This window comes from Pseudoalteromonas sp. BDTF-M6, from assembly GCF_018334135.1.
Taxonomy (GTDB): Bacteria; Pseudomonadota; Gammaproteobacteria; order Enterobacterales; family Alteromonadaceae; genus Pseudoalteromonas.
In genome coordinates this window covers 1-22278 of record NZ_JAGXTQ010000010.1, presented here as the reverse complement: position 1 = coordinate 22278, position 22278 = coordinate 1, and the positions used below count along the sequence as shown (strand labels likewise).

Sequence of the window (22278 nt, the reverse complement as noted above, 5' to 3'; positions counted from 1 at the left end):
GAGCGGGGCTTTTTTTTGCGTTTACGCTTGTGCGCGGCGGTGCTGGCCAGCGCACAAAAACTAACCCTGATTACTCAGCGTCAGTTTTTTCCGCTTTAACGATCTCAAGTAGCTCAACTTCGAATACCAGCGTTGAGTTAGCAGGGATCTTACCTAGGTCACGTTCGCCGTAAGCAAGCTCTGAAGGGATAGTGAACTTGTACTTAGAACCAACAGGCATAAGTTGAAGACCTTCGGTCCAGCCTGGGATTACGCGGTTAAGCGGGAAGCTGGTAGGTTCATTGCGTGAGTATGAGCTGTCGAACTCGGTACCGTCGATCAAGGTGCCCTTGTAGTGCACTTTAACCGTGTCTGTTTCAGCTGGCTTGTCGCCTTCGGCAGCGGTGATCACTTCGTACTGTAGACCAGACTCAGTTACCGTCACGCCTTCTTTTTTAGCGTTATCGGCTAGGTATTTCTCACCTTCTTCTTTGCTCTTAGCTGCAGCCGCTTTCGCTTGCTCTTGCTGCTTAGTACGTACCGACTCATCAAGAGTAGTTAGCACTTCACGAATTTTCTCTTCGTCTAGCTTGGCTTCACCGGCTAGTGCATCTTTAAAACCACGTAGCATTAGCTCTTGGTCAAGAACGATACCCAGCTCTTTTTTGTCGGCTAGGTCTTTGTTTAGGAAAGTACCAACAGAGGCACCAATACCATAAGCTTGTTGCTGAGCTTCAGTTTCTAGTTTTACTTCTTTTACTTCTTGCTTAGCTGCTTCTTGGTTACACGCTGTAAGGGCTAGTACTGACGCCGCTACAAGCGATAGTTTAATTGTTTTTTTCATATCTATCTCCAGCAACATAAGGTTGCCATTTTAAGGTTACAAAACTAAATTTTGATTAGGCGTAACGCCTATTTTTCCAACTCCAGCATGAGGCTGTTTTTCTAATTACTTTAATGAAATAATTAGAAAAACAACCTTGAGTCGCGACCCTAGTCTAACTGCTTGAGGCAACAGAGTTAAGGGACACTTGCAAATTTATGATAATAATTCGCACACTGCTCGTTACGGTCTTGTTAAGCCTGATTGTCGGCTGTCAGCCGCAACAATCCGATGCCGTTAAACAGCACCCCCATGCCGCTACCGGCGCCTATGATGCCGCTATTTCAGAAGACGGTCGCTATAGCCTGGTGTCTACAGTAGAACATGGTGTCGCCGCCTGGGACAATCAAGTCAATGCACTTAAATTCCAATGGTACTTGAGCGAAGATGAACAGAATCTGGTTATCGCTCTGGATATCGCCACCGATAACAGCACGGCGGTCACTGCCACCAAGGAGCAGTTTGCGCTGTGGGATATGAACAGTGGCGAAAACCTGGGTTACTATCAAATAGACCAATCCCATATTCGTGATATCGCCCTTAGCAAGGGGGGGCGCTATGTGTTGTATGGCCGTGCCGATGGCGTTGCCGTACATATCGATTTACAAACCGGGCGCCGGCTGGAGTTTCTTGGTCATCAGGAAAAGATCAATGCGGTGGCGCTGTCCCCCAATGGTCGTTACGCCCTGACCGGCGGAAATGACTACAGCGCCTATCTTTGGGATACCCGCAGCGGTCAGGTGGTATACCGTTTTAATCATGCCAGCCGCGTTACTCAGGTGGCCTTAGACCCAAAAGGGCGTTTTGCCTTTAGCGCCGGCAGTAAACGCCAAGCCACAATTTGGGATCTGACAACAGGTGCACAGCACAGTAATTTGCAGTATATTGCCCGCCAGAAAATTTTCAGCGCGGTACGCTTTTCTGCCGATGGCCAGTGGCTCGCTACCGGTTCACCGAGTCGTGAAGTGGCGCTGTGGAATACCAGCAGTGGCAAACGCGTGCTGGATTATCAGGTTGCAACCAGAACCAATAGCCAGCCAAAATCGGCGGTGGTCTTTGCCGTTGCCTTTAGCGAACAGAATCAACTGATCACCGAAAGTTCCAGTGGTCTGTCTGAGTATTTTGAGATTAAGAGAGCCCCATGAACCACTTAGAAGCACGTATTGAAAGTCTTGAGGCCAAGGTGGCATTTCAAGACGAGACCATAGATATACTGAATGAGGAGCTTAAGGCGCACCAACAGCAGATGGCAAAGATGCGCCGACAGATGGAGCTATTGGGCGAGAAGTTCCGCGAGGTGCAAAGCGGCTCGGTGATGCCACAGGAGCAAGAGCCGCCCCCGCCGCATTACTAACAGACCCTAAGTTTACTCTGGTTTGAAGACGCCGATCACCTGCTCAAACTGACGCGTTGAGGCTTGTACGGCGTTTTCCGGCTGGGTCATGATATGACCGCACTCAACACATTGTACTTTTTCCACATCATGCTCTTTATACAGCATCATGGTATCCATTTGCTGACACTCGGGACAACTGGCCCCGGCAATAAAACGCTTTTTCTGTTTCATACTCTCAACCCCTTGGCCGAAAACACCCGGCTTTAAAGCGCCAGTTTATCATAAAAACTTTCCCGCTTGGGCAAGGACTCCATGATATGATGTGCTCCATTATTAACACCATGCAGTAACTATGATTCAAATCAGCGACATCGAGCTTTTACGCGGCCCAAAATGCCTGTTAAAAAATGCCAGTGCCACCTTGTTCCCACAACATAAAGTGGGCTTAGTGGGCAGTAATGGCTGTGGTAAATCGAGCCTGTTTGCCTTGCTTAAAGGCGAACTGCAACTCGATGCCGGTGAAGCCAAAATTCCCAAGGAATGGTCCATTGCCTCGGTCAAGCAAGAAACTCCGGCCCTGGATATCAGCGCCCTTGAGTATGTGTTGCAGGGTCACCCCCAGTATTATGCGCTGCGCACCGAGCTGAAAGCGGCGGAGCAAAGCGGCGATGGTGACACTCAGGCCAGGGTGCACCAACAGCTGGAATTGATGAAGGGTTACAGCATTGAGGCCAAAGCCGGAGAGCTGCTGCATGGTTTAGGCTTTACCAATAGCCAGATAGATTATCCGGTCAGTGACTTTTCCGGGGGCTGGCGTATGCGTCTTAACCTGGCACAGGCGCTGATCCGCGATGCCGACCTGCTGTTGCTCGATGAACCGACCAACCACCTGGATCTCGATGCGGTGTATTGGCTCGAGCGCTTTTTGCGTGCCTACAGCGGCACCCTGGTGCTTATCTCGCACGACCGAGAGTTTCTCGATGCCGTGGTCGGTGAAATCTGGCACATAGATCAGCAATTGATCAATGTGTACAAGGGCAATTACTCCCAGTTTGAACGCCAAAAGGCCGAGCGTTTGGCCCAGCATCAGGCGCAATTTGTTAAACAACAGGAACAAATTGCCCATTTAGAAAAGTTTATCGCCCGCTTTAAGGCCAAGGCCAGCAAGGCCAAACAGGCCCAAAGCAGGGTTAAGGCCTTAGAGCGCATGGAAAAGCTGGCCCCAGCCCATGTCGACTCACCATTCGACTTTAGCTTTGCCGAGCCCGATGCCCTGCCCAATCCGCTGATCGCCCTTGATGGCGCCCAGGCCGGCTATGGCGACACCACCATTTTGCACAGCATTAAGCTCAATTTGGTACCGGGCAGTCGCATTGCCTTACTAGGTCGCAACGGTGCCGGTAAATCCACACTGATCAAATTACTGGCTCAGGAGATCAAACCCCAGGCCGGTGAGGTGTTTTATCACCAAGGTCTCAAGGTGGGTTACTTTGCTCAGCATCAGTTGGAAGCCCTGGATCTAGAGGCCAGCCCGGTGACCCACCTGCAACGCCTGGACCCTCAGGCCAGCGAGCAGTCGCTGCGCGACTTCCTTGGCGGCTTTGCCTTTATCGGCGATAAGGCGCTGGAGGCGGTGGCGCCTTTCTCCGGTGGCGAGAAAGCCCGCCTGGTGTTGGCCATGCTGGTCTATCAAAAACCGAACCTGCTGTTACTGGATGAGCCGACCAACCACCTGGACTTGGAAATGCGCCATGCCTTGGTTATGGCATTGCAAGGTTTTGAAGGCGCCATGGTGACGGTATCGCACGACCGCCACCTGTTAAAGAACACCGCCGATGAGTTCTACCTGGTCGACAGCGGCGAGGTCAGCCAGTTTGGTTATGATCTCGATGCCTATTACCAATGGCTGCTTAAGGCCAATCAGGCGGAAAAGCCTGCACAAAACAATGAAGATAAGGCCCATTCCAGCGCCAACCGCAAGGAGCAAAAGCGCAAGGAAGCCGAGTTCCGCAAGCAGGTGCAGCCGCTGAAAAAAGCCATTGAGAAGCTGGAGAAGCAGCTCGACAAGCTCAGCCCACAGCTAAGCGAGATAGAGCAGCAGCTCAGCGATAACAGCCTGTATGAAGAGCAGCATAAGGAAAAGCTCAAACAATTGCTGGCACAGCAAACCGAGGCGGCAAAACAGCAGGAGCAGGTGGAAGAAGAATTGCTGGAGCTGATGACCGAGCTCGAAGAGCAAGAGCAGGCCTTTTATGAGCAAGATTAGCGCCTCAGAGTTTTGGCGCTTTAGCCTGACTGTGTACGCCAACCCCCAGGTGCAAAAAGCCCTGTTGCAGTGGCAGGACGAGTACGACCTGAATGTCAATCTCTGCCTGCTGCTGGCCTATTTGGACTGCCACCAGCAAGCCCTGGACTCTTCCCAGTTGCAAGCGCTGCAAACGGCCATGACGCCCTTTAACCAGCTTGCCCTTAAACCCCTGCGCCAGGTGCGCGCCGAGGTTAAGGCGCAGCAGGGGTCCTTGCACGACTACCCGGCACTGCGCCAGCAGTTACTCGACCTCGAACTGCAATTTGAACGCCAGCAGCAAATGCAGTTGGTACAGGCCTGTAACACTCTGAAACTCCGCTCTGAGAGTAAGGCCAACAACCTGGCTTTGTATCTACCCAGCTCCCTACTGCCGCTAAATGCTGATCTGGATCAAGCTCTGCACGCAATCACAGACTAACCCTAAAATAACCTTGATCTAGGTCATATTGCCACCGGCTCGGCTCTCCTACACTAGCCATATCAAAGGAACAGGAGACGCCATCATGCAAGTATTCTTTCGCGACTTTTTCTCAGACCCGGTGCTGTTTATGTCTTTCGGCATACTGACTGTAGTGATTTTACTTTGCTTGTTCTATGTGGGCTATTTCGTGAAGAAAGTCATGGACGCCGAGGTTCCTGAAGGAAACTAATTACCCCGCCACGGGTCAAGCTTATACGCCCTTGGCTACCAACCAAATTAAGCACGACGCACAAAGCCTCCTCTAATCTTGTATTAGCGGAGGCTTTATTTTTATGCGATAAAAATGAGCATGTCGCCAAACTTTGTTACTATAGTGCGCGATGTATTCTGATTTTGTTGGTAAATATTCAGTGAGTAACCACTTTACCCCTGCTTGGTGGATGCCTGGCCGCCACCTGCAAACCATTTTACCGCGCTTTTTTCGCCCCGGTTTTAAGGTGAATGTCAGCCGCGAAATCATCACCACGGAAGATGACGACTTTCTCGATCTTGCCTGGGCACAACCGGCCCAGCCGGATAAGCCACTGGTGATCATCCTCCATGGTCTGGAGGGTAATATCGACAGCTTTTATGCCAAGGGCATGATGCTGGCGTTGCAAGCGGCAGGGCTGGATGCGGTGCTGATGCATTTTCGCAACTGCTCCGGCGAACCAAACCGACAAACCCGCGCCTATCACAGCGGCGAAACTCAGGATTTAGGCTTTTTTATCCGCACCCTGCAGCAACGTTTTCCCGGACGTGCCTTGGCGGCGGTCGGCTTTTCACTCGGCGGCAATGTGCTGGCCAAATACCTGGGTGAGCAGCGCGAGCACAGTGGCCTTAAGGCCGCGGCGGTGATCAGCGCCCCTCATGATTTATCCAGCTCCTGTCAGGTGATCCGCAAAAGCCTGGGCAAAATTTATCAGCACTACCTGCTTGGCCGCATGAAAAAGTCCATGACCCGCAAGCTGCCGCACCTCAAAGGTGCGCTTGATATGAGTGCCGAGCAGCTCAACAGCATCAATGACCTATGGCAGTTTGACGATATGATCACCGCGCCCCTGCATGGTTTTAACGGCGCCGAGGATTACTACCAAAAAAGCAGTGCCAAGCCCTATTTGAAACATATTGCCACCCCGACCCTGATAATTCATGCCGAAGACGACCCCATGCTGGCAACCCCGGCGGTACCCCGCCCAGAAGATGTCTCCGCCGCCGTTGATTTACGCGTATCAGCCAAGGGCGGGCATGTGGGCTTTATCAGTTGCAGCGGCTGGTTTAAACCGGAATTTTGGTTAGAGCAAACCGTCCCCCAATATTTCTTAGAGCAATTAGAAAACGCATGATCATTCCCTACCAAGAATTAAGTAAAGAAGCACTTACCAACCTCATAGAGCAGTTTATTCTTCGCGAAGGTACCGACTATGGTGAAACCGAGGTGGACAAGGCTACGAAAATCGAACAGGTGCTTGGCCTGATAAAAAGCGGCGAGGCGCTGATCGTTTACTCGGAACTCCATGAAGAAGTAAACATTATGAGCGCCCAGCAGTTTAAGCAAATGCAGACCGAGGAAGGCGACTATCACATTGATAGGGATGAGTTTTAATCGGGGCTGGCAAATACCAGCCCGTACCACTACCAGCATTTTTCGCTAACCAAACTCACCCGCGGCTGTTATGCTGATCACCCAAAGCAGCAGCCCACTCAGCCAACAAGGAATGTGTATGCCGTTAATCGCTCAAACCCCTGAACCGCCCTACTACACGGTTATTTTTACCTCGGTGCGCACCGAGATAGATGAAGGCTATGGCGACACCGCCACCCGCATGGTGGAGCTGGCCGAGCAACAGCCCGGCTTTTTAGGCGTCGAATCTGCTCGCGAGGAAGTGGGCATCACCGTCTCCTACTGGGCCGATCTGGAATCGATAAAAAACTGGAAGCGCAATATGGAGCATCTTGAAGCGCAAAAACTAGGACGCAAGAAGTGGTATGCCTCGTTTAAATTACGGATCGCTAAAGTCGAACGGGATTATGGCATGTGAGTGCATTAGGCTTTAAGACACCAAAACTCATATTGCTACCCGGTCTTGATGGAACTGGGAAGTTGTTTGAACCACTAGTTCAACATTTACCAGCACACATTGATTACGAAATATATCCTTTAAATCAATTTTCAGATGCCAAACAAGTGGATGTCGCGAATGAAATAGCAGAACGACTAGGTAACCAAGAAGTGATACTGTTCGCTGAATCCTACTCAGGGCGCATTGCCTATGCTCTAGCTCAGAATTCAAATTTAAAAATTAAACACATTATTTTTGCTGCCAGTTTTCTTCAGCGCCCATCTCCCCTAAGCAGATATGCTTACCTGACCCCGCTGACATTGATAAAGAAAAACATCATTCCTGTTAAGCTATTAAATTGGGCTCTGTTCGGTAACCAAGATCATGACAGCATCCTGACAACTTTATTTATGAGTACTCTGAAAGGAGTGAGCAACACGACACTTCGTCAAAGACTCAAGAATATCGCCCAGCTAAATGGGCCTAAACAAGTAATTTCTGTCCCTTGCACTTACATCCAAGCAACTAACGACAAACTAGTTCCTCAGCACGCTATTTACCTATTTCAGAGCCTATGCAAACAGCTGAATATTGAAAAAATTGAAGGGGGACACTTCATCGCTCAAAGTAGCCCAAGGAAAGTCGCTGAAATCATCAATAAGCAAATAGCATGAGTCGCAATTTTACGTGAAAATACTTGTGGACTTTGCAATCTACTCCCCAAGCGATAAAATCACGCCGTGCCACTAATGGCACGTTTCTTCAGGGCGGGGTGGAATTCCCCACCGGCGGTAATTAACTTTCGCACATTCACATATACGAAGGCGGCGACGGTTATCAGCCCGCGAGCGCTTTACCAAGAGTAACCTTGGCGTGGTAAAGGTCTAGCAGATTCGGTGTAAATCCGAAGCCGACGGTTCAGGGTTCGTGTACTCAGCGAGCGTCCCTTAAAGTCCGGATGGGAGAAGAATACTTGGTACAAAAACACACTGTTTAGTTAGGCTAGACGGTGCCTTTTTGCTGTGCCAGTCACTTTCCTAATTCCCCTGAGTTTTGACTTTCAAAATCAGGAGATTCTTATGAATATCAATTTAACACCTTTTGGTGCAACCGCACTTGAACGCGTTCAACGCGCCTGTGCAGATCTCGCGTTAGGCAAACCCGTGCTCTTAATGGACGACCCGGACAGAGAAAACGAAGGCGACCTAATCGTGGCCGCCGAGCTGATCAGTACACCAATCATGGCCCAGCTTATCAACGACTGCTCTGGCATTGTCTGCCTGGCACTAACCGGTGAAGCGGCCGATAACCTTGCGCTTCCCCCCATGGTGACAGACAACAGCAGTAAAAATAAAACCGCGTTTACCGTCTCCATTGAAGCCAAAGAGGGGGTTACCACGGGCGTCTCCGCTGCCGATAGGGTGCAAACAATACGCACCGCCATCGCCAGCGATGCAAAAGCGGATGATCTTGCAAGGCCGGGGCATGTGTTTCCTTTGCGCAGCGCCCCTGGAGGCGCACTGACTCGTCGCGGACACACCGAGGGTGGCGTGGATCTATGTCGACTCGCCAAGCTTTCGCCAGCAGCAGTACTGTGTGAGCTAATGCACAAAGACGGCAGCATGATGAAAGGTCGGGCACTGGTCGACTATGCTCACGCCCACCAGCTTGTGTTGTTAACGATTGAAGACCTGGTACAGGTATTAAAATCGAATACCGAGCAAGCAGCCTAATTAGGTTTTGTCGGGTCAATGACCCGACTCAGAGGAAATGCTCACCCATTTCCTCTGAAAATTACCAGAACACCCAAGCCCTTATTGACCTAGTCTGATAACGCCCGCATAGAAGGTAGTAAGACAGGAGCTAAGCAACATAGCCTACGTGTTCATGTCCCAGCGAGCGTACGAGCAATTTAATGTGCTTGTTATGTGTAAATAAAGCCAACAACTACGAAAGTAAAAATTGCAAGGTAACGCAGCCTGTTCAACGTACGAACCTTAAAAACGCTTCTTAATAAATTCTCGTTAGCCTCTGGAAACTTCAAGCCACAAAATGACAATTGAAATATTAAAGCTGCCCGTTCAATAATCGTTGGACCAAACTGGCTATATTGATTTTCGAATTTTGAGTCGTACTTTTTCAATAGTGAAAATAAAATGCGCCATTCTTTGCGCAGAAAGTAATCTAGAATTACGGTAACAACTATAAGAAAGATGAGCAGGATCAATTTAGCTTCGGTGCCAATCATATCGTTTACAAATAACAGGTTATTTTTAAGACCTTGCCAGCCAGCATAGCCTGTAAGCCTGGCTAACACCAGTAATCCCTTCTCATACCTAGACACTCTCGCAACATAAACAAAACCCTACTTAAACCCCCGATATATCAGCTTAATCCCCTTACATTGCATCCGAAACGAGATACGAGGAGGAGGACGCCCTGTGCGCGCTGGTTACCTTAAGTTCTCGTAGCGCGATGAGGAAATAATGCAATATGGGGGTGCCCTAGGAGTTCAAGAGGGCGACGAGTGACCGAAGCACTGCTTCGCAGCGCTCGGAGGTGGAGGCATGGATGCCGACAGGGCCTGAGCTTCATGGACGAATTACTTGCACACAAGTGATGCATTTCCTCTAAGCCGGCGTCGGCGGCCCGACAAGATCTAACAAAATCCATTAGGTCGTCAGACTGAAGTCTGACCTACAAGTACCAAAGCCTCGCCTACTGCCACCAATTAAGAACACCAAGGTATCAGACTCAAGAAGGAGAGGCTGGAAGGCCGACCTACAAATGCCTCCAAGTGCGTGCCTGCACTCATTGGTCTTATTTCCTTGTTTTAACCCCAAAACCTCGCCACAATGGGCACCAAATTCAATAATAACAATGAGCGGCTATTATGAAATTTACCACCCTCAGCGCGGCCCTAGCGCTGGCTCTTGGCAGCCTTAGCGTTGCCGCACAGGAAGTGCATCAGGCTTCTGAAAAAGCCATTAAACTGGCGCAAGAAAACATCCTTATCGACACCCATATCGATGTCCCTTACCGCATTCATAACAAATGGGATGACGTCAGCAAGGCCACCGAGCGCGGTGATTTCGATTACCCTCGCGCCATTGAAGGTGGTTTAAACACCCCCTTCATGTCTATCTATATTCCAGCCAACTTGGAATTCGAAGGCAAAGGTAAAAGCTATGAACTGGCCAATCAGCTGATCGATATGATGGAAGCGCTGGCCTACCGCGCCCCGGATAAGTTCGCCATTGCCGACTCGGTTGCGGACGTAGAAAAGCAATTTAAAGACGGCGTAATGTCGCTGGCCATGGGTATGGAAAATGGCTCCCCCATCGAAGGCGAGATCAAGAACCTGCACCACTTCTATGAGCGTGGCGTGCGTTATATCACCTTGGCGCATTCGCAAAGCAACCATATTTCCGACTCCAGCTATGATATTCGCCGTAAATGGAAGGGCCTAAGCCCATTCGGTAAAGAGCTGGTCACCGAGATGAATAATATCGGCATGCTGATCGATGTCTCGCACATCTCGGATGCGGCCTTCTATCAGGTGATGGAGCTGTCTAAGGTGCCCGTGATTGCCTCACACTCCTCGCTACGTAAATACACGCCGGGTTTTGAGCGCAATATGGATGACGACATGCTGTTGGCGCTGAAAAAGAACGGCGGTGTGATCCAAATTAACTTCGGTTCCAGCTTTGTGACCAGCAAGGCTAATAGCTGGTACGACCGTCGTGATGAGGCCCAGGATAAGGCCAAAGAAGCGGGCAAAGACACCACCGACTTTAAGGCGGCCTACCTGAAGAAGAACCCCTTCCCATTCGCCAGCCTGGAGCAGGTGTTAGATCATATCGACCACGTGGTGAAACTGATCGGCATTGAGCATGTGGGCATTGGCTCTGACTACGATGGTGTTGGTGACTCACTACCCGTGGGCCTTAAAGACGTATCCAGCTACCCTAACCTGGTACAAGGTTTATTGGACCGTGGCTATAGCGATGCGGATATCAAAAAGATCCTCGGCGAGAATATGCTGCGCGTATGGCGTCAAGCAGAGGCGTTTGCCCAGGCTAACTAAGCCTTCTCATTTTACTAAAAAAGCCCGGGCAATTGCCCGGGCTTTTTCATTAGTCACGCCAAAGGACAATGGCCACTAGGTACCACAGAAGGTTTGATAACTATCGTCTTCGCCCTGCTCTGGCGGTTGCTGTAAATACGCATGCTCAGGATCAAGCCGATAAGGGTTGCGAATGGCCGCCAGCAGCGGCGCCAGCTTGTCGCTGTGACCCTGACGCTCAAAGTCGGCGATCACCTCTTCCACCCTGTGATTGCGGGGGATCACCTGCGGATTTGCCGCACTCATCAACGCCGCGCTTTGCTCCTTGTGCCCGGCTATCCGCGCCTGCCAGCGCGCCAGCCAATCTCCCAAGGATGAGGCCAGGGGCTCGGGCACCTCGGTGCCCTGATGGCAATAGGCGGTGAGCGCCGCAAAGGTATTGGTGTAATCCAACTGCTGTTGTTGCATCAGCCCCAGTAGCTCATCCACCAGCGCCTCAGCCTCGTTATCTTCGGCCAGGAGCCCGAGTTTTTGTAGCCACATGGCTTTAAGGGCGGCATTAAACTTGTCGCCGAAGGTGTTAAGCACCTGGGTTAACTCTGCCACCGCCTGGTCGCGCTCTACGCTAAACAGGTCAATCAGGGTTTCCGCGAAACGGGCCAGATTCCAACTGGCGATCTGCGGTTGATTGCCAAAGGCATAACGACCGGTGCGGTCGATGGAGCTAAACACCCGGCCAAAGTCAAAGCCGTTCAACATGGCGCAGGGGCCATAGTCTATGGTTTCGCCGCTCACCAGGGTATTGTCGGTATTCATCACCCCATGAATAAAGCCGATGCGCAGCCAGTGCACAATCAGTTCGATTTGCTTATCCATCACCGCACTAAAGAGTGCCAACAAGCGCTCATCCCCGCTCAGCGCGGCCAGCTGGGGGTAATGACGCTTGATGGTTAACTCCACCAACTGGGCCAAGCCTTGCTCATCCTGCTGCGCGGCTAAAAACTGAAAGCTGCCAACGCGAATATGGCTGCTGGCCACCCTCGTCACTATGGCGCCGGCGCTGGGCTGTTGTCGCATCACCGTCTCGCCGCTCAGCGCTACACTTAAACAGCGCGTGGTAGGCACCTTTAATGCCGCCAATGCTTCGCTCATAATAAATTCGCGCACCGCTGGGCCAATACCACAGAGGCCATCGCCACCGCGGGAAAATTGGGTTGCTCCTGAGCCCTTTAATTGCACATCCCAGCTCAGCCCCTGAGGATCGGTGACGGCACCAAGCAAATGAGCCCGACCGTCGCCAAGCAAGGGCACGTAATTGCCAAACTGGTGGCCGGCATAAGCCAAGGCATTAGCATCCGGATAAGACTGACCACTGGCAAGCTGGGCTTTAGTGGTGTCGTCCTCGCTCAGCCCCAGCGTTTTCGCCAACGCACTATTCCACAGCAACAGCTGCGGCTGACTAAACTGACGCACCTGGGCGCTGTGACTCAGGGCACCAATATGGGCATAGGGGTTATCTAGCTTCATAGCTATCCTTAGTTGGTTTGCATACCAACATAATTGTCGCCAATGCTAAAGGCGATAAGCTGGCTTAGCTCCGTTAAGGAGCGGCCACTTTGCTGCTGCAGCTCATTAAACATGCCTTGTATGGCCTGCAGGGAGCGCTTTGAGTGCAGACCGCCGTCGATCACCTCATTAGCACGGCAATAGGCTTCCACATCGCGCGACAACATAAAGGTGTCTTTACCTAAAGCTCGCAGGGCAAAAGCACCGGTATTGCCACCTAAGCGGGCTCCGTGCTTTTTCAAATACAGCCAGAGGCCGATAATGTCCTCGCTCGGCCACTGGGCAACAAAGTCGCTAAAGCTGCCATGCTCTTGTGCTACTTCATGGATCATTAGACAATTAATAGGCAAGGTTTGCACTTTTTTAAAGTTGCGCACGATACGTTCATCGCTGGCCTTCTGCTCCAGCATTTCCGGCGCCATCATCAGTAGTTTCTCAACGCTAAAATCCCAGAACACCTCGCGAAAGCCCGGCCATTTGGCATTGATCACCGCCCAATAAAAGCCACTTTGAAAGATTTTTCGGGTGAACTCTTCTAACCAGATATCGTCGGTTAGTTGCTTTAATTGCTCGGTGGTTTTTGGCTTACTGAGTAAGGCTTCCAGTTGCGCCTGTGAGCCCTTGCGCTCAAGCGCACGCTGATAAATAGATTGATATTTTTCCATCTGCTGCTGGGTCTTTTTAGTGTGAGGGAGACATTAAAACATGCTTTGTGCAATGACAAAAAGGGTTATACCCAATGCGCCCACCTGAAGATCAAACTACAGCCCCATAAAAGTGCCGTTATTTTGCCGTGCCACCTCACGCATCAGGGTGGAAAACTTCACCATATCTGGTGACGCGCCCATATTGCGCTTAAAAGCGATGCCATGAATACGGGCGATGGGCGTACCGCCGGTACTGCGATTAAGCCGGTTAATTTGCGCTAGGGCATCGTCGTAACTGGTGCCGGTAAAGTCATCACCAAAGACATAAAGCGCGAGGTCCCCCTGGTAGCGGGCATAGGCCTTGAGGCTGGCGGCTATCCCCTCCACCGGCGAGCTGTTCGAGCTGCCATGCCATTGTTGTAAGCCACGTAGCACCCCGGCGCGCTGCGCTCGGCTATCGCTGCGCCAGGTACCAAGGGAGCGCCCGCCCAGCACCTCACCATTGTCGGACAACACTTGAAAGCCCTGCACCTTGGGATGATTATTTAGCACCTCGTCCATGGTTCTCAGCACCCGTGGCCACATGGTTTTCATTGACCCCGAGGTATCGATAATAAAAACCACATAATTGCTGTCGACGGGAATACCGCCCACCTCGTCATCGCGCACCGTGGCACGCGGAGCATTGATGGCGGCACGCTGGCGCTCCACCAGGGTTTGCTCCAAACCGGATGCCGCATCGGTCAGCTGCTGCACCTTATCCTTGGCTCGTGCCAGTTGCGCCTGCAAGGCCATCTGCTGCTCGGCATTACTGGCCCCCTGCGCCTCGGCGGCCGCCAAATGCTCCGCACCCTCGCTCAAGGCCTGCTGTAATTGCTGGACGCTGCGCTCGGCCCCGTCCAAGGCTCGAACCAGGGTGGCAATTTGACTGGCGTCATTAAACTCACCCTGATCGCCATTTTTAGCCAGCAGGATCAGCATCACCACGGCGCCAAACGCACAGGAAATAATGTCTAAAAACGACAGGCTAAAGATTTCTACCGGTTCACGCCGCTTCATGGCCAGCTCCGCGCCGGGGCGATCATCAAACCGCCGGTGTTATTGGCCCAGTTCCAGTAAAGCGCCGGCGCCAGCGGGTCTCCTTCCAAGGGCAGCAAGACAATGTGGGTCGGTACCTTGGGGGCGGCTTGGGCGATGCTGAACTGATGGATTCGGGCACGACAATCGCCATCTATGGTTTTCATATTACCGCTTATTGGCTGACAGTGTTTTGTTTCGCGAAACCCATGAGCGCCCGACATCATGGTCGGCAAACCATCGGTGATAATGTAAAGCGCATCCATATCCGCAAAGGTGCTGTTGATGGTGCTCAGGGCGGTATATAGGTCGGTGCCATTTTCCGGCACCAGAGCGTCAATATCCTTAACCAAGGCCTGCATGCTGGCCTCCACCTTGGCCGAGTTGATGGCTCTGCTACCCAGCACCTGGGCGCTAGAATTAAAAGCGACCACGCTTACCTGCGACTGCTTTGGTACCCGTGCCAGCAACCATTTCGCTACCCGCTTGGTACGCTGCCATTTTGGCCCCTGTTGCTTTTGCTGTGCAGGGCCGAGCTTACGGCGTATCACCTTAATAAGCTGCTCGTCCGTCATTGAGGCACTGTGATCGATCAAAATACCTATGCGCTGGCCTTCAACCTTGAGACCCAATAAGTAGTTCTCCTCGCCACCACCCTTTAGCTCAATGGGGTCATCCGCCTGTTTCGGCGCCGCAGCTGCTACCGACTGCTGTAACTGCGCCACCACCGCTTGTTGGTCTTGCAATGCCTGCCTGGCCGCTTGCTGCATAAGTTTTAACGCGGCCACGCGCTCGTCGTTGTCACTGTTTTGCGCCTGCGCCGCGGCCAGCGCTTGCGCTACCTCCTCCAGCTCCTGCTGCAAGGCACTGGCCTGCTCCTCGGTGGCGGCGAGCTTTTGCTGCAGTCGCTCTATTTCGGTGCTGGGCACCGAGGTTGAGGCCTGAAACTTGATGACGATCAGGATCATCAACACCGCCCCTAAACCACAGGCCATGACATCGAGAAAGGACAGGTTTAACCCTTGTTCGCCGCGCCGCTTCAACATCTTGGCTACTTATGCAAATGGGTTAACAAATGGGTTTCACAGTTGTTCTTGGTTTTCAGCACCATTTCATCCTGGCGGTTATTAAGGTGAAAAAGCACATACATCAAGAGGATAGAAAGCAACAGCGAAACCAGGGTCGAGTTAAAGGCGACCCCAAGCTTATCCACCATACCGGCGATATCACCGGCCACCGCCTCCTCGGCCTTGGCCAGGGCCGAACCGATACCGCGCACGGTGCCAACAAAGCCAATGCTGGGAATGGCCCAGATAAAATAACGAATGGTGGCGTTACCCGCCTCCAGCTGCGCCGCCAGAGATTCGACGCTATCGCGAATGGCATCGGCGGCATGCTGCACATTTTGGGTATTTTTATAGCGGCGTAAGCAATTAATCCAGGTGGCCACCGAGCTGTTCTTAGCGCTCTCCCCCTCCTCTAAAAATGCCAGGGCGTCATCCACATTCAGCGCTTCCTCCTTGGGAAAAGTGCGCAGGTAGTCATAGGTGAACACCGGCTCTTCCTTGGTAACAATGCGATAATACTTGTAGCCCATCAGGATCAGACAGAACAACCCCAAGGTCATACAAGCCTGCTGCTCGGCGTCTTTTAAGATCACCCAGATATTAGTCGTCGCGCCACTGCCATGGGCGGCAATCGCGGCCTCCGCCGCGGGGCGGATCATGCCTTGATACAACAAGTGCACTACAACGACGGTGGCGATAAAGACGCCGATAGACACCAGCGGCGGCAAATTCATGCGAGTATTGTCGGTTGGCATAACGCGCTCCTTAAATATCCACCGGGAAGGTAGCCGGCGAGTCCAAACTGATTTTCGCCGCCATCGCGACCGAAGTTAATGCGCCGACCAGGAGCAACGCCACTATCAAAAACATGCCTTTACGTTTCATAACTTACCTCTCATAGCGGGCGATGCGAAAACCTATGGTTTCACTGGGACCGTCGGTAACGATTTTTAGCGCCGCCCGTAAATCCTGCAGACGCCCGGCTTGATAGTGACCACCCTTCGCGATGTGGTTCCCCCCGCCTCCCGGGCCAAGATAATCCTTGTGCACCCGGTTCAAATCCGGAGTGATATAGGAGCTGACATCGAACACCCATTCACTGACGTTACCGGCCAGATCATAGAGCCCGGCCCTATCGGCGCGATAGCTGCCCACCGGCGCCTTGCCGGTGTGATTGTCCTGATAGTCGCCCAGGTAGAATGCCTGTTTGCCCTTGAGGCTAGCATCGGCAAAGTTACCGGCGTCACGGGGCACTCGCTCACTGTCACCCCAGACATATTTGCTGGCACGGGCACGCTTGGCTTTTTTCGCCAGCCATTCCCACTCCGCCTCGCTCAGCAGACGATAACCTCGGGCTTTTCTATTTATGCCCGCAAACTGGTTATTGACGATGCGGTAATAAGGCTCCAGTGCTTCTTGTTCACTGAGCCAATTACAATATTGCACGGCAGCCAACCAGCTGATGTTAGTTACCGGCAGTTGAGATTTAGGCACCTGCTTATCGAAAGCATGAAACTGCGCCTCGGTCACTTCATGTTTGCCCACCCAGACCGGTCGGCTGAACTCGACCTGCACCTGAAACTCATTGCGCTGGCGACCCACTTCATTGGCCGGTGAGCCCAGGGTAAAGGGCGTCATAGTAAATTGCTGCAGCTCCATGCCCAGAGTAGAAACAAATAGGGGGCGCCCCTCCTTACGGCGGGCATCAAACTCCGTTAGCAAGGTGACATCCACCGTAGAGGCGTGTTCGGCGCTTGGAGTCAGGGTTTTAACCACAGTACGATAGCCGGGTTTGCTCACCTTAATTTCATGAGCGGTAGCAGGCAGGATCTTACTCAGCGGTGTTTTACCTCGTAACTGACCATTAATATAGACCTCGGCCTCGACATTGCTGCGCACGCTGACCTTGCCTTGCTCCGGCTTTAGGGTAATGGCGTAGAATTTTTGCTCCTTGGGGGGCAGGATCACCTTGCTGCTAAAGCTGTAATAGCCTGGCTTGTCGTAGCGCACCCTGTGCATGGTATTGGCATCCACGGCCACATGCCCCGGCGCCACCTTCTGACCATCAATAAACAGGCTGCCACCCTCGGGTTCCAGGGTGATCTCTAAATAGGCTTGCTCGGGTTTGAGTCGATATTGACGAGCGACACTCGGGTATTGCTCAGTAATTTCCACATTTTCAATACTCGGTTCATAGCCCGGCTTATGTAGCTCCAAGGCGTAACTGCCGCCGGCTAAGCTGTGTTGCAATGGCGTTTTGCCCAGGCTTTTACCATCGATATACACCTCGGCGCCACTGGGAATAGAGGCCAGCTCCAACGCTCCGGAGACCGGAGTTAACTCGGCGGCCACTTGTGTGGTTTGTGCCCGCGCGACTATCAGAGTCTGTTGCTGGCTTTGATAATAGGGGTTTTCAATGCTGAGCGTGTATTCACCCTCCTCCAGTGGTTCACTAATGCTGGCGCCCTTGGTCAACAAGCGACCATCAACTACCCATAACGTTTGCTCGCCATAAGGCTGAGTGACCTTGCCCGCCAGAGTCCCGGGGCGGGGTTTAAGCTCTACCGTTACAGCAGCCGGGCTGCTGTTGCTCAACACCAACTCCTGAGCAAAATAGGTGGGTGAAGACACCTTAACTTTAACGTCGCTGGCAAAGCGATAGACCAGCTCATCGGTCACAAAGCCAAACCCAGCAGTAATCTCAACCTGGGCTTGCTCTTGGGCTTCGATGGGTAACACCTTAATGGCGTGTCCCTTGGCGATAAACAGATAAATCACTATGGCCACCACACTCATCAGCGCCAGGCAGCTGGCGATCAGCAAGGGTAGCAGGCTGCTTTTTTGTCTTTGCTTTAATTGTGCGTCTAGCTCTGACATAACCATTAAATCCTTTGTGTACAGGCTATGGTAAGGGTAATAGGTGTCCCCGTTGCGCTTACCTCAAGCTCATATTTCACACTGACATAACCCGATCTGCGCCCTTCCAAAATATAACTGCCGGGTAAGAGCATCACTTGCTTTTGGGCAAACTCACCAAGCTGGTCACCGCCATAAATACGTACCTGGGTTTGCTCATCGGAGAGCAAGGTCACGGCGATAGGGGTGCTAAAGTGACTCAGGTGTTGGTTCAACTCTTCAATACTGTTTGCCAATTGCCGCGAGTAAGAGCCATAGGGCTGAGCCTTAGTCAGCGCCGCCTCGGCCTGAGCGCGAATATTACTGTCGCTTAAGCGCTCGGGCCGCGCTGTGTAGATACTTAAAGCGCGCTGCGCCGCCAATACCTGTTTGGCACGGGTCAACAAATGGGTAATGGTGCTATCGCCGGGCGCACGCGCCAGGTATTGCTGCGCCAAGCTCTCTACCTGCTGCCACTCTTGCTGCTCACTCGCGCTCAACGCCAGGGCTCGAGTGCGCTCGGTGCTAAGCTGGCGCCGCTGCTTACTCAGCTGCGCACGGAGTAAATTCAGGGTATCGCCATCGGCGTTTAAGCGCTGTAATTGCGTTATGGCTTGCTCGGCTGCGGTAAAGTTCTGCTGCGCCAAAGCATGCTGCGCCTCTTTGACCGCCTGGGCAACTTGGCGTTTACGTATGGTTTCCTGGGCAACATTAAGCTTGTCCTGCCATTGCTGGCGCTCGGGCTGGAGCGCCACAAGTTGCTCCAACAGGGCCGCTTGTTTGACGATATCGCGCTCCGCCACGGCCCCCTGATAATCGCGCCTTAGACTTTGCTGCTGAGCAAAGGCCAGGATCTGCTGCCGTAATGCATTGATGCGCACATCCTCTTCATTGAGCGCGAACATTTTATCCATATAAAGCCTAGCCTCTTGTGGGCGCTGCTCCTCTAATGCCTGCAGCGCCTGTCGATACCAGCTGTCTATGGCTTGTTGCCATTGTTCAGATAACCGCCTTGCTAACTCATCGCCCTGCTGTAAATGCGCCTGCGCTTGGCGAAACTGGCCTTGTGCAAAGGCAGTGAGGGCAGTATCAAAAGCTGCGCTGGCCTGTGCTTGTAGCTCGGGGGCGAAGGCTACCACCTGCTCATTAGTCAGCAAGGCTTGGTGTTGCTGTTCGAAGGTTAAAATGGCCTGTTGAACTTGCGCTCGCAACGCCTCGCTCAATGCTTCGTCGGCAGCGGGTAAAGCCATTTGAATATCAGCCCGTGGCCCAGCATTGGCTGCGGACTCAGTGGTGGGAGCCTCACTAAAGGCATACCAAACAATGGCTAACAGCACTACGGCCAGGACGACCGCAACAACTAGCATATAGGTATTGAGCTTAGCCCCGCGCACCGCTGTTTGCTCTTGTAACTGCTGATCTAAACTCGCCTTATTATCATCATCACTCACAGTTAATACCTTGTACTTTCCATCAAAGTGAATGACACCCGCTTAATTGGCACTGGTTTCAAGATGATACATTTTCCTTAAATGAGCCTTCCATTGCTGATACTGCTCGGCGGCGGTACCGCTTAATTCAACCTGCTGCTCGTTAAACTCCATCACCTGAGGGCTAAGGGTTAAATCCAGACCCTGACCCATTTCATCGATCACCGCCGATGCCACCCGCAGGTTTTGATTGGCCTGATAGGCATCCTTTAACAGCCACACGCTACCCAAAGCGCCCGCGGTTTTCGCTACCGAGGTAGAGGTTGAATTACTGTTATTACCTAACGCCAGAGCGGCTATAAAGCCCAAGGCACCGACCACAGCCTTAGTATTACGTTCGGCACGGGCCTCTCGCGCCCTAACGGCCTCGGGCAAGGTTTCGCGCTGCCACTCATGATAGGGATCATCGGTACTTTGTTGGAATACGTCGAACTGATCCTGCAGACGATCGACAAACAGCATTTCTTGGTTGCGCAAAACCTGGATACGTTGGAGCATGGCATCGTCTGCAGCCGGCATGCCCTTAAGCTCATACTTGTAATAGCGTGTGCCATTTTTGCGGTCGATAGATACCTTGAGGTAATCGTTAAAGGCCTCCGGTGAATAATAGTGGGCATAACGTACCAAGCTGGTGTTTTTAACCCTCTGCTTCTCTTGCTCGGAAAGACCCATCAGCAAGCGATAGACATAATCTGCCACCTGATCAAAGACCGGCTGATAGGGATCCTTTCCTTTATTTAAGGCATCGCGGAAATAACTCTTGGATACCTGGTGCTCAAACTCTTCGCTATCCAGGGGCTCGCCACTGCTATCAACCACTGTGACCTCAAGACGCACAAACTCTGAGTCGGAGTGCAACACCGTGCCAAGAACGTATAAATCGGCACTGGTATTGGCATCGGGCACCACGGATACCGAACCAAAGGCCTTGGTCGCAGCAATGGCGCGCTTGGTCTGGACCGCGAAACGCTTGGCCTCGGCACGACGCAGCTGCGGCCAGATATCCAGCTCATCGAGCTCTTCGTAGTCGACCTTGTTGCCGTCCATGGGCAGGCCTGGATCAAATACCGGCACCGCAACATCTAAAAAAATATCGCTCTGCGGTAGTGCCTTAGCCTTGCTGTATGCGTCCTGCCCTATGGCGTTCGGGCCGACCGCAAGCGGTTCGTTGCGAGTTGACGTAGATTGGCAGGCACTGAGAGTAAAAATAATGACGAACAGTGTCACCAGCCGGTAGGGATTGTTAAATGTCATGGGCCAATACCTCTGCTTACTTAGTGCAATTGTAGTCTTCATATTGCTTAATTAATGCTTTCTTTGTTGCTTCGTTGGTTTCCTTGCTGATCTCTTCATAGAGCATGGTGCAAATAATCGAATCATTATCCTTGGGCTTAACCACCTGCTGCGCCCGGCCGCCGCCGGATTTCATTTTTTCTTGCTCCTTGGTAGCGGCCGGATCTTGAGTTGATAAGGGTAAGTCCTGAGTTATTTGTTTAGTACTAGTTCCTTGCGATTGAGCCTGAGCCTGCATGTCTTGCTGTTCCTGCCCCTGAGCCGATGCGCTGGCTTGGCCCTGCTCACTAGCCATTTGTTGCTGTACCTTATCCAAACAGGTGCTGTATTTATTCACAGAGTCCAGCAAGGCATTTTCCATCAGTTTAATACGCTCCTGCTTGGTTAAGGTGGCCGGATCGATTTCATCTATTTCCACGGCACTACAGTCATAAGCCGTCTGTGTTGGTGCTTGCGAGGCTGCAACAGGTAAACACACAAGTAAGAAGAATAAAAACACAACAGGCATAGGTGCTCCCTTTAAGCCAAATGGCGAAGAATTACCCTAATTATTACCTATATGTACCGGTTTTTCTGTTATTAAGGCAAACAATTCATTGTAAGGTTTTGTTAGGCGAAGAAGACCGAAGCACTGCTTCGCAGCTTCTGAGGTAAGGTCATGGATGATCGATGTAACCAAGCTACAGGGAGGTATTGTTAAAACAGCCCTGTTTAAGAGCCTTCTATGGTCAACATCCAAGCGGGTTTAATATTCCGCTTTTGCAAGGCTAAAGCCTCGCCTACAGATAGCTGTGGGAATGTTCTTGAGGGTCCGTGTGTTCTGGCACCAACGGTGCAATCATTTGTAGGTCAGACTTCAGTCTGACAAAAGAGCAATGCAGGGGCATATTGACGATAAGGCCGACCTACAAACACAGAAAAGCCGCTGCATTGTGGCGACCAATTCTATTAGAATAAAAAACGTAAAACGCCAGAAAGCAAAAAACCCGCTCATTGAGCGGGTTTCTTTAATAAGGCCCTAACGATGTTCTACTTTCACATGGCAAATGCCACACTATCATCGACGCTGTTTCGTTTCACTTCTGAGTTCGGCATGGGGTCAGGTGGTTCCAAAACGCTATGGTCGTCAGGAAAAAATTGTAAATTCG

23 protein-coding genes, 1 rRNA gene and 1 riboswitch are annotated in these 22278 nt (G+C 51.9%); of the genes, 11 read left to right on the top strand and 13 right to left on the bottom strand.

Going from position 1 to position 22278, the window contains the following annotated elements:
- Nucleotides 1-70 precede the first annotated feature (70 nt).
- Entirely contained in the window at nt 71-823 is a 753-nt protein-coding gene (fkpA, locus tag KD147_RS16420) for an FKBP-type peptidyl-prolyl cis-trans isomerase (RefSeq protein WP_105254048.1), read from the bottom strand.
- 197 nt (nt 824-1020) lie between these two features.
- On the opposite strand from fkpA, the gene KD147_RS16415 reads away from it, so the two are divergent.
- Nucleotides 1021-2007, top strand: coding sequence for a WD40 repeat domain-containing protein (locus KD147_RS16415; protein WP_212548549.1), 987 nt, complete (start codon nt 1021-1023; stop codon nt 2005-2007).
- Nucleotides 2004-2216 carry a SlyX family protein gene (locus tag KD147_RS16410; protein WP_105190299.1) on the top strand — a complete coding sequence of 71 codons (213 nt, stop codon included), beginning with the start codon at nt 2004-2006 and terminating at the stop codon, nt 2214-2216. Before KD147_RS16415 ends, KD147_RS16410 begins: the two co-directional genes overlap by 4 nt.
- A 12-nt stretch (nt 2217-2228) precedes the next feature.
- Here the strand turns inward: KD147_RS16410 and KD147_RS16405 are convergent, their stop codons facing one another.
- On the bottom strand, nt 2229-2429 hold the full coding sequence (locus tag KD147_RS16405) for a YheV family putative zinc ribbon protein (RefSeq protein ID WP_105190300.1): 201 nt from the start codon (nt 2427-2429) through the stop codon (nt 2229-2231).
- A 121-nt stretch (nt 2430-2550) separates the two neighbouring features.
- Between KD147_RS16405 and KD147_RS16400 the strand changes: the two genes are divergently transcribed.
- The 8 genes from KD147_RS16400 (at nt 2551) to ribB (ending at nt 8762) form a co-directional block, all read left to right on the top strand.
- Nucleotides 2551-4464, top strand: coding sequence for an ATP-binding cassette domain-containing protein (locus tag KD147_RS16400; RefSeq protein ID WP_212548548.1), 1914 nt, complete (start codon nt 2551-2553; stop codon nt 4462-4464).
- Nucleotides 4451-4924 carry a TIGR02444 family protein gene (locus KD147_RS16395; protein WP_212548547.1) on the top strand — a complete coding sequence of 158 codons (474 nt, stop codon included), beginning with the start codon at nt 4451-4453 and terminating at the stop codon, nt 4922-4924. Before KD147_RS16400 ends, KD147_RS16395 begins: the two co-directional genes overlap by 14 nt.
- An 85-nt stretch (nt 4925-5009) precedes the next feature.
- On the top strand, nt 5010-5156 hold the full coding sequence (locus KD147_RS16390) for a DUF3149 domain-containing protein (RefSeq protein WP_158677986.1): 147 nt from the start codon (nt 5010-5012) through the stop codon (nt 5154-5156).
- Nucleotides 5157-5337: 181 nt separating this feature from the next.
- Nucleotides 5338-6312 (top strand): hydrolase, encoded by a 975-nt coding sequence (locus tag KD147_RS16385; RefSeq protein WP_199775682.1) that lies wholly within the window; start codon nt 5338-5340, stop codon nt 6310-6312.
- Nucleotides 6309-6572, top strand: coding sequence for a YheU family protein (locus tag KD147_RS16380; protein ID WP_105213167.1), 264 nt, complete (start codon nt 6309-6311; stop codon nt 6570-6572). The genes KD147_RS16385 and KD147_RS16380 overlap by 4 nt, the downstream gene beginning before the upstream one ends.
- Nucleotides 6573-6690: 118 nt before the next feature.
- Nucleotides 6691-7008: an antibiotic biosynthesis monooxygenase family protein gene (locus KD147_RS16375; protein WP_105213168.1), complete on the top strand. Its 318-nt coding sequence runs from the start codon at nt 6691-6693 to the stop codon at nt 7006-7008.
- Nucleotides 7005-7703 carry an alpha/beta fold hydrolase gene (locus tag KD147_RS16370; protein WP_105254039.1) on the top strand — a complete coding sequence of 233 codons (699 nt, stop codon included), beginning with the start codon at nt 7005-7007 and terminating at the stop codon, nt 7701-7703. The genes KD147_RS16375 and KD147_RS16370 overlap by 4 nt, the downstream gene beginning before the upstream one ends.
- An 80-nt stretch (nt 7704-7783) precedes the next feature.
- Nucleotides 7784-8003: riboswitch (FMN riboswitch) on the top strand.
- Nucleotides 8004-8108: 105 nt separating this feature from the next.
- Nucleotides 8109-8762: a 3,4-dihydroxy-2-butanone-4-phosphate synthase gene (gene ribB, locus KD147_RS16365; RefSeq protein WP_212548546.1), complete on the top strand. Its 654-nt coding sequence runs from the start codon at nt 8109-8111 to the stop codon at nt 8760-8762.
- Between the two features lie 191 nt (nt 8763-8953).
- On the opposite strand, the gene KD147_RS16360 is transcribed toward ribB, so the two are convergent.
- The gene (locus KD147_RS16360; protein ID WP_212548545.1) at nt 8954-9346 is read right to left on the bottom strand and encodes a hypothetical protein; all 393 of its coding nucleotides are present in this window, start codon (nt 9344-9346) and stop codon (nt 8954-8956) included.
- Nucleotides 9347-9922: 576 nt separating this feature from the next.
- On the opposite strand from KD147_RS16360, the gene KD147_RS16355 reads away from it, so the two are divergent.
- A complete protein-coding gene (locus tag KD147_RS16355; protein ID WP_212548544.1) occupies nt 9923-11116 on the top strand; it encodes a dipeptidase in 1194 nt (397 codons plus the stop codon).
- A 75-nt stretch (nt 11117-11191) separates the two neighbouring features.
- Here KD147_RS16355 and KD147_RS16350 read toward each other — a convergent pair whose 3' ends face one another.
- The 10 genes from KD147_RS16350 to rrf form a co-directional block, all read right to left on the bottom strand.
- Complete coding sequence (locus tag KD147_RS16350) at nt 11192-12622, bottom strand: protein adenylyltransferase SelO (RefSeq protein WP_212548543.1); 1431 nt, start codon at nt 12620-12622, stop codon at nt 11192-11194.
- A gap of 8 nt (nt 12623-12630) precedes the next feature.
- Entirely contained in the window at nt 12631-13326 is a 696-nt protein-coding gene (locus KD147_RS16345; protein WP_105190309.1) for a DNA-3-methyladenine glycosylase I, read from the bottom strand.
- A 96-nt stretch (nt 13327-13422) separates the two neighbouring features.
- Nucleotides 13423-14367 carry a hypothetical protein gene (locus tag KD147_RS16340; protein WP_105254043.1) on the bottom strand — a complete coding sequence of 315 codons (945 nt, stop codon included), beginning with the start codon at nt 14365-14367 and terminating at the stop codon, nt 13423-13425.
- Nucleotides 14364-15431, bottom strand: a complete 1068-nt coding sequence (locus tag KD147_RS16335) for a vWA domain-containing protein (RefSeq protein ID WP_212548542.1) — start codon at nt 15429-15431, stop codon at nt 14364-14366. Before KD147_RS16335 ends, KD147_RS16340 begins: the two co-directional genes overlap by 4 nt.
- Before the next feature lie 5 nt (nt 15432-15436).
- Nucleotides 15437-16207, bottom strand: coding sequence for a MotA/TolQ/ExbB proton channel family protein (locus KD147_RS16330; protein WP_105190312.1), 771 nt, complete (start codon nt 16205-16207; stop codon nt 15437-15439).
- A gap of 133 nt (nt 16208-16340) precedes the next feature.
- Entirely contained in the window at nt 16341-18329 is a 1989-nt protein-coding gene (locus tag KD147_RS16325) for a PEGA domain-containing protein (RefSeq protein WP_212548541.1), read from the bottom strand.
- Between the two features lie 5 nt (nt 18330-18334).
- Nucleotides 18335-19798, bottom strand: coding sequence for a coiled-coil domain-containing protein (locus tag KD147_RS16320; RefSeq protein ID WP_212548540.1), 1464 nt, complete (start codon nt 19796-19798; stop codon nt 18335-18337).
- 42 nt (nt 19799-19840) lie between these two features.
- Complete coding sequence (locus KD147_RS16315) at nt 19841-21091, bottom strand: hypothetical protein (RefSeq protein WP_212548539.1); 1251 nt, start codon at nt 21089-21091, stop codon at nt 19841-19843.
- 16 nt (nt 21092-21107) lie between these two features.
- Nucleotides 21108-21638, bottom strand: a complete 531-nt coding sequence (locus KD147_RS16310; protein WP_212548538.1) for a hypothetical protein — start codon at nt 21636-21638, stop codon at nt 21108-21110.
- Nucleotides 21639-22146: 508 nt separating this feature from the next.
- A 5S ribosomal RNA gene (rrf, locus tag KD147_RS16305) occupies nt 22147-22261 on the bottom strand.
- Nucleotides 22262-22278 lie beyond the last annotated feature (17 nt).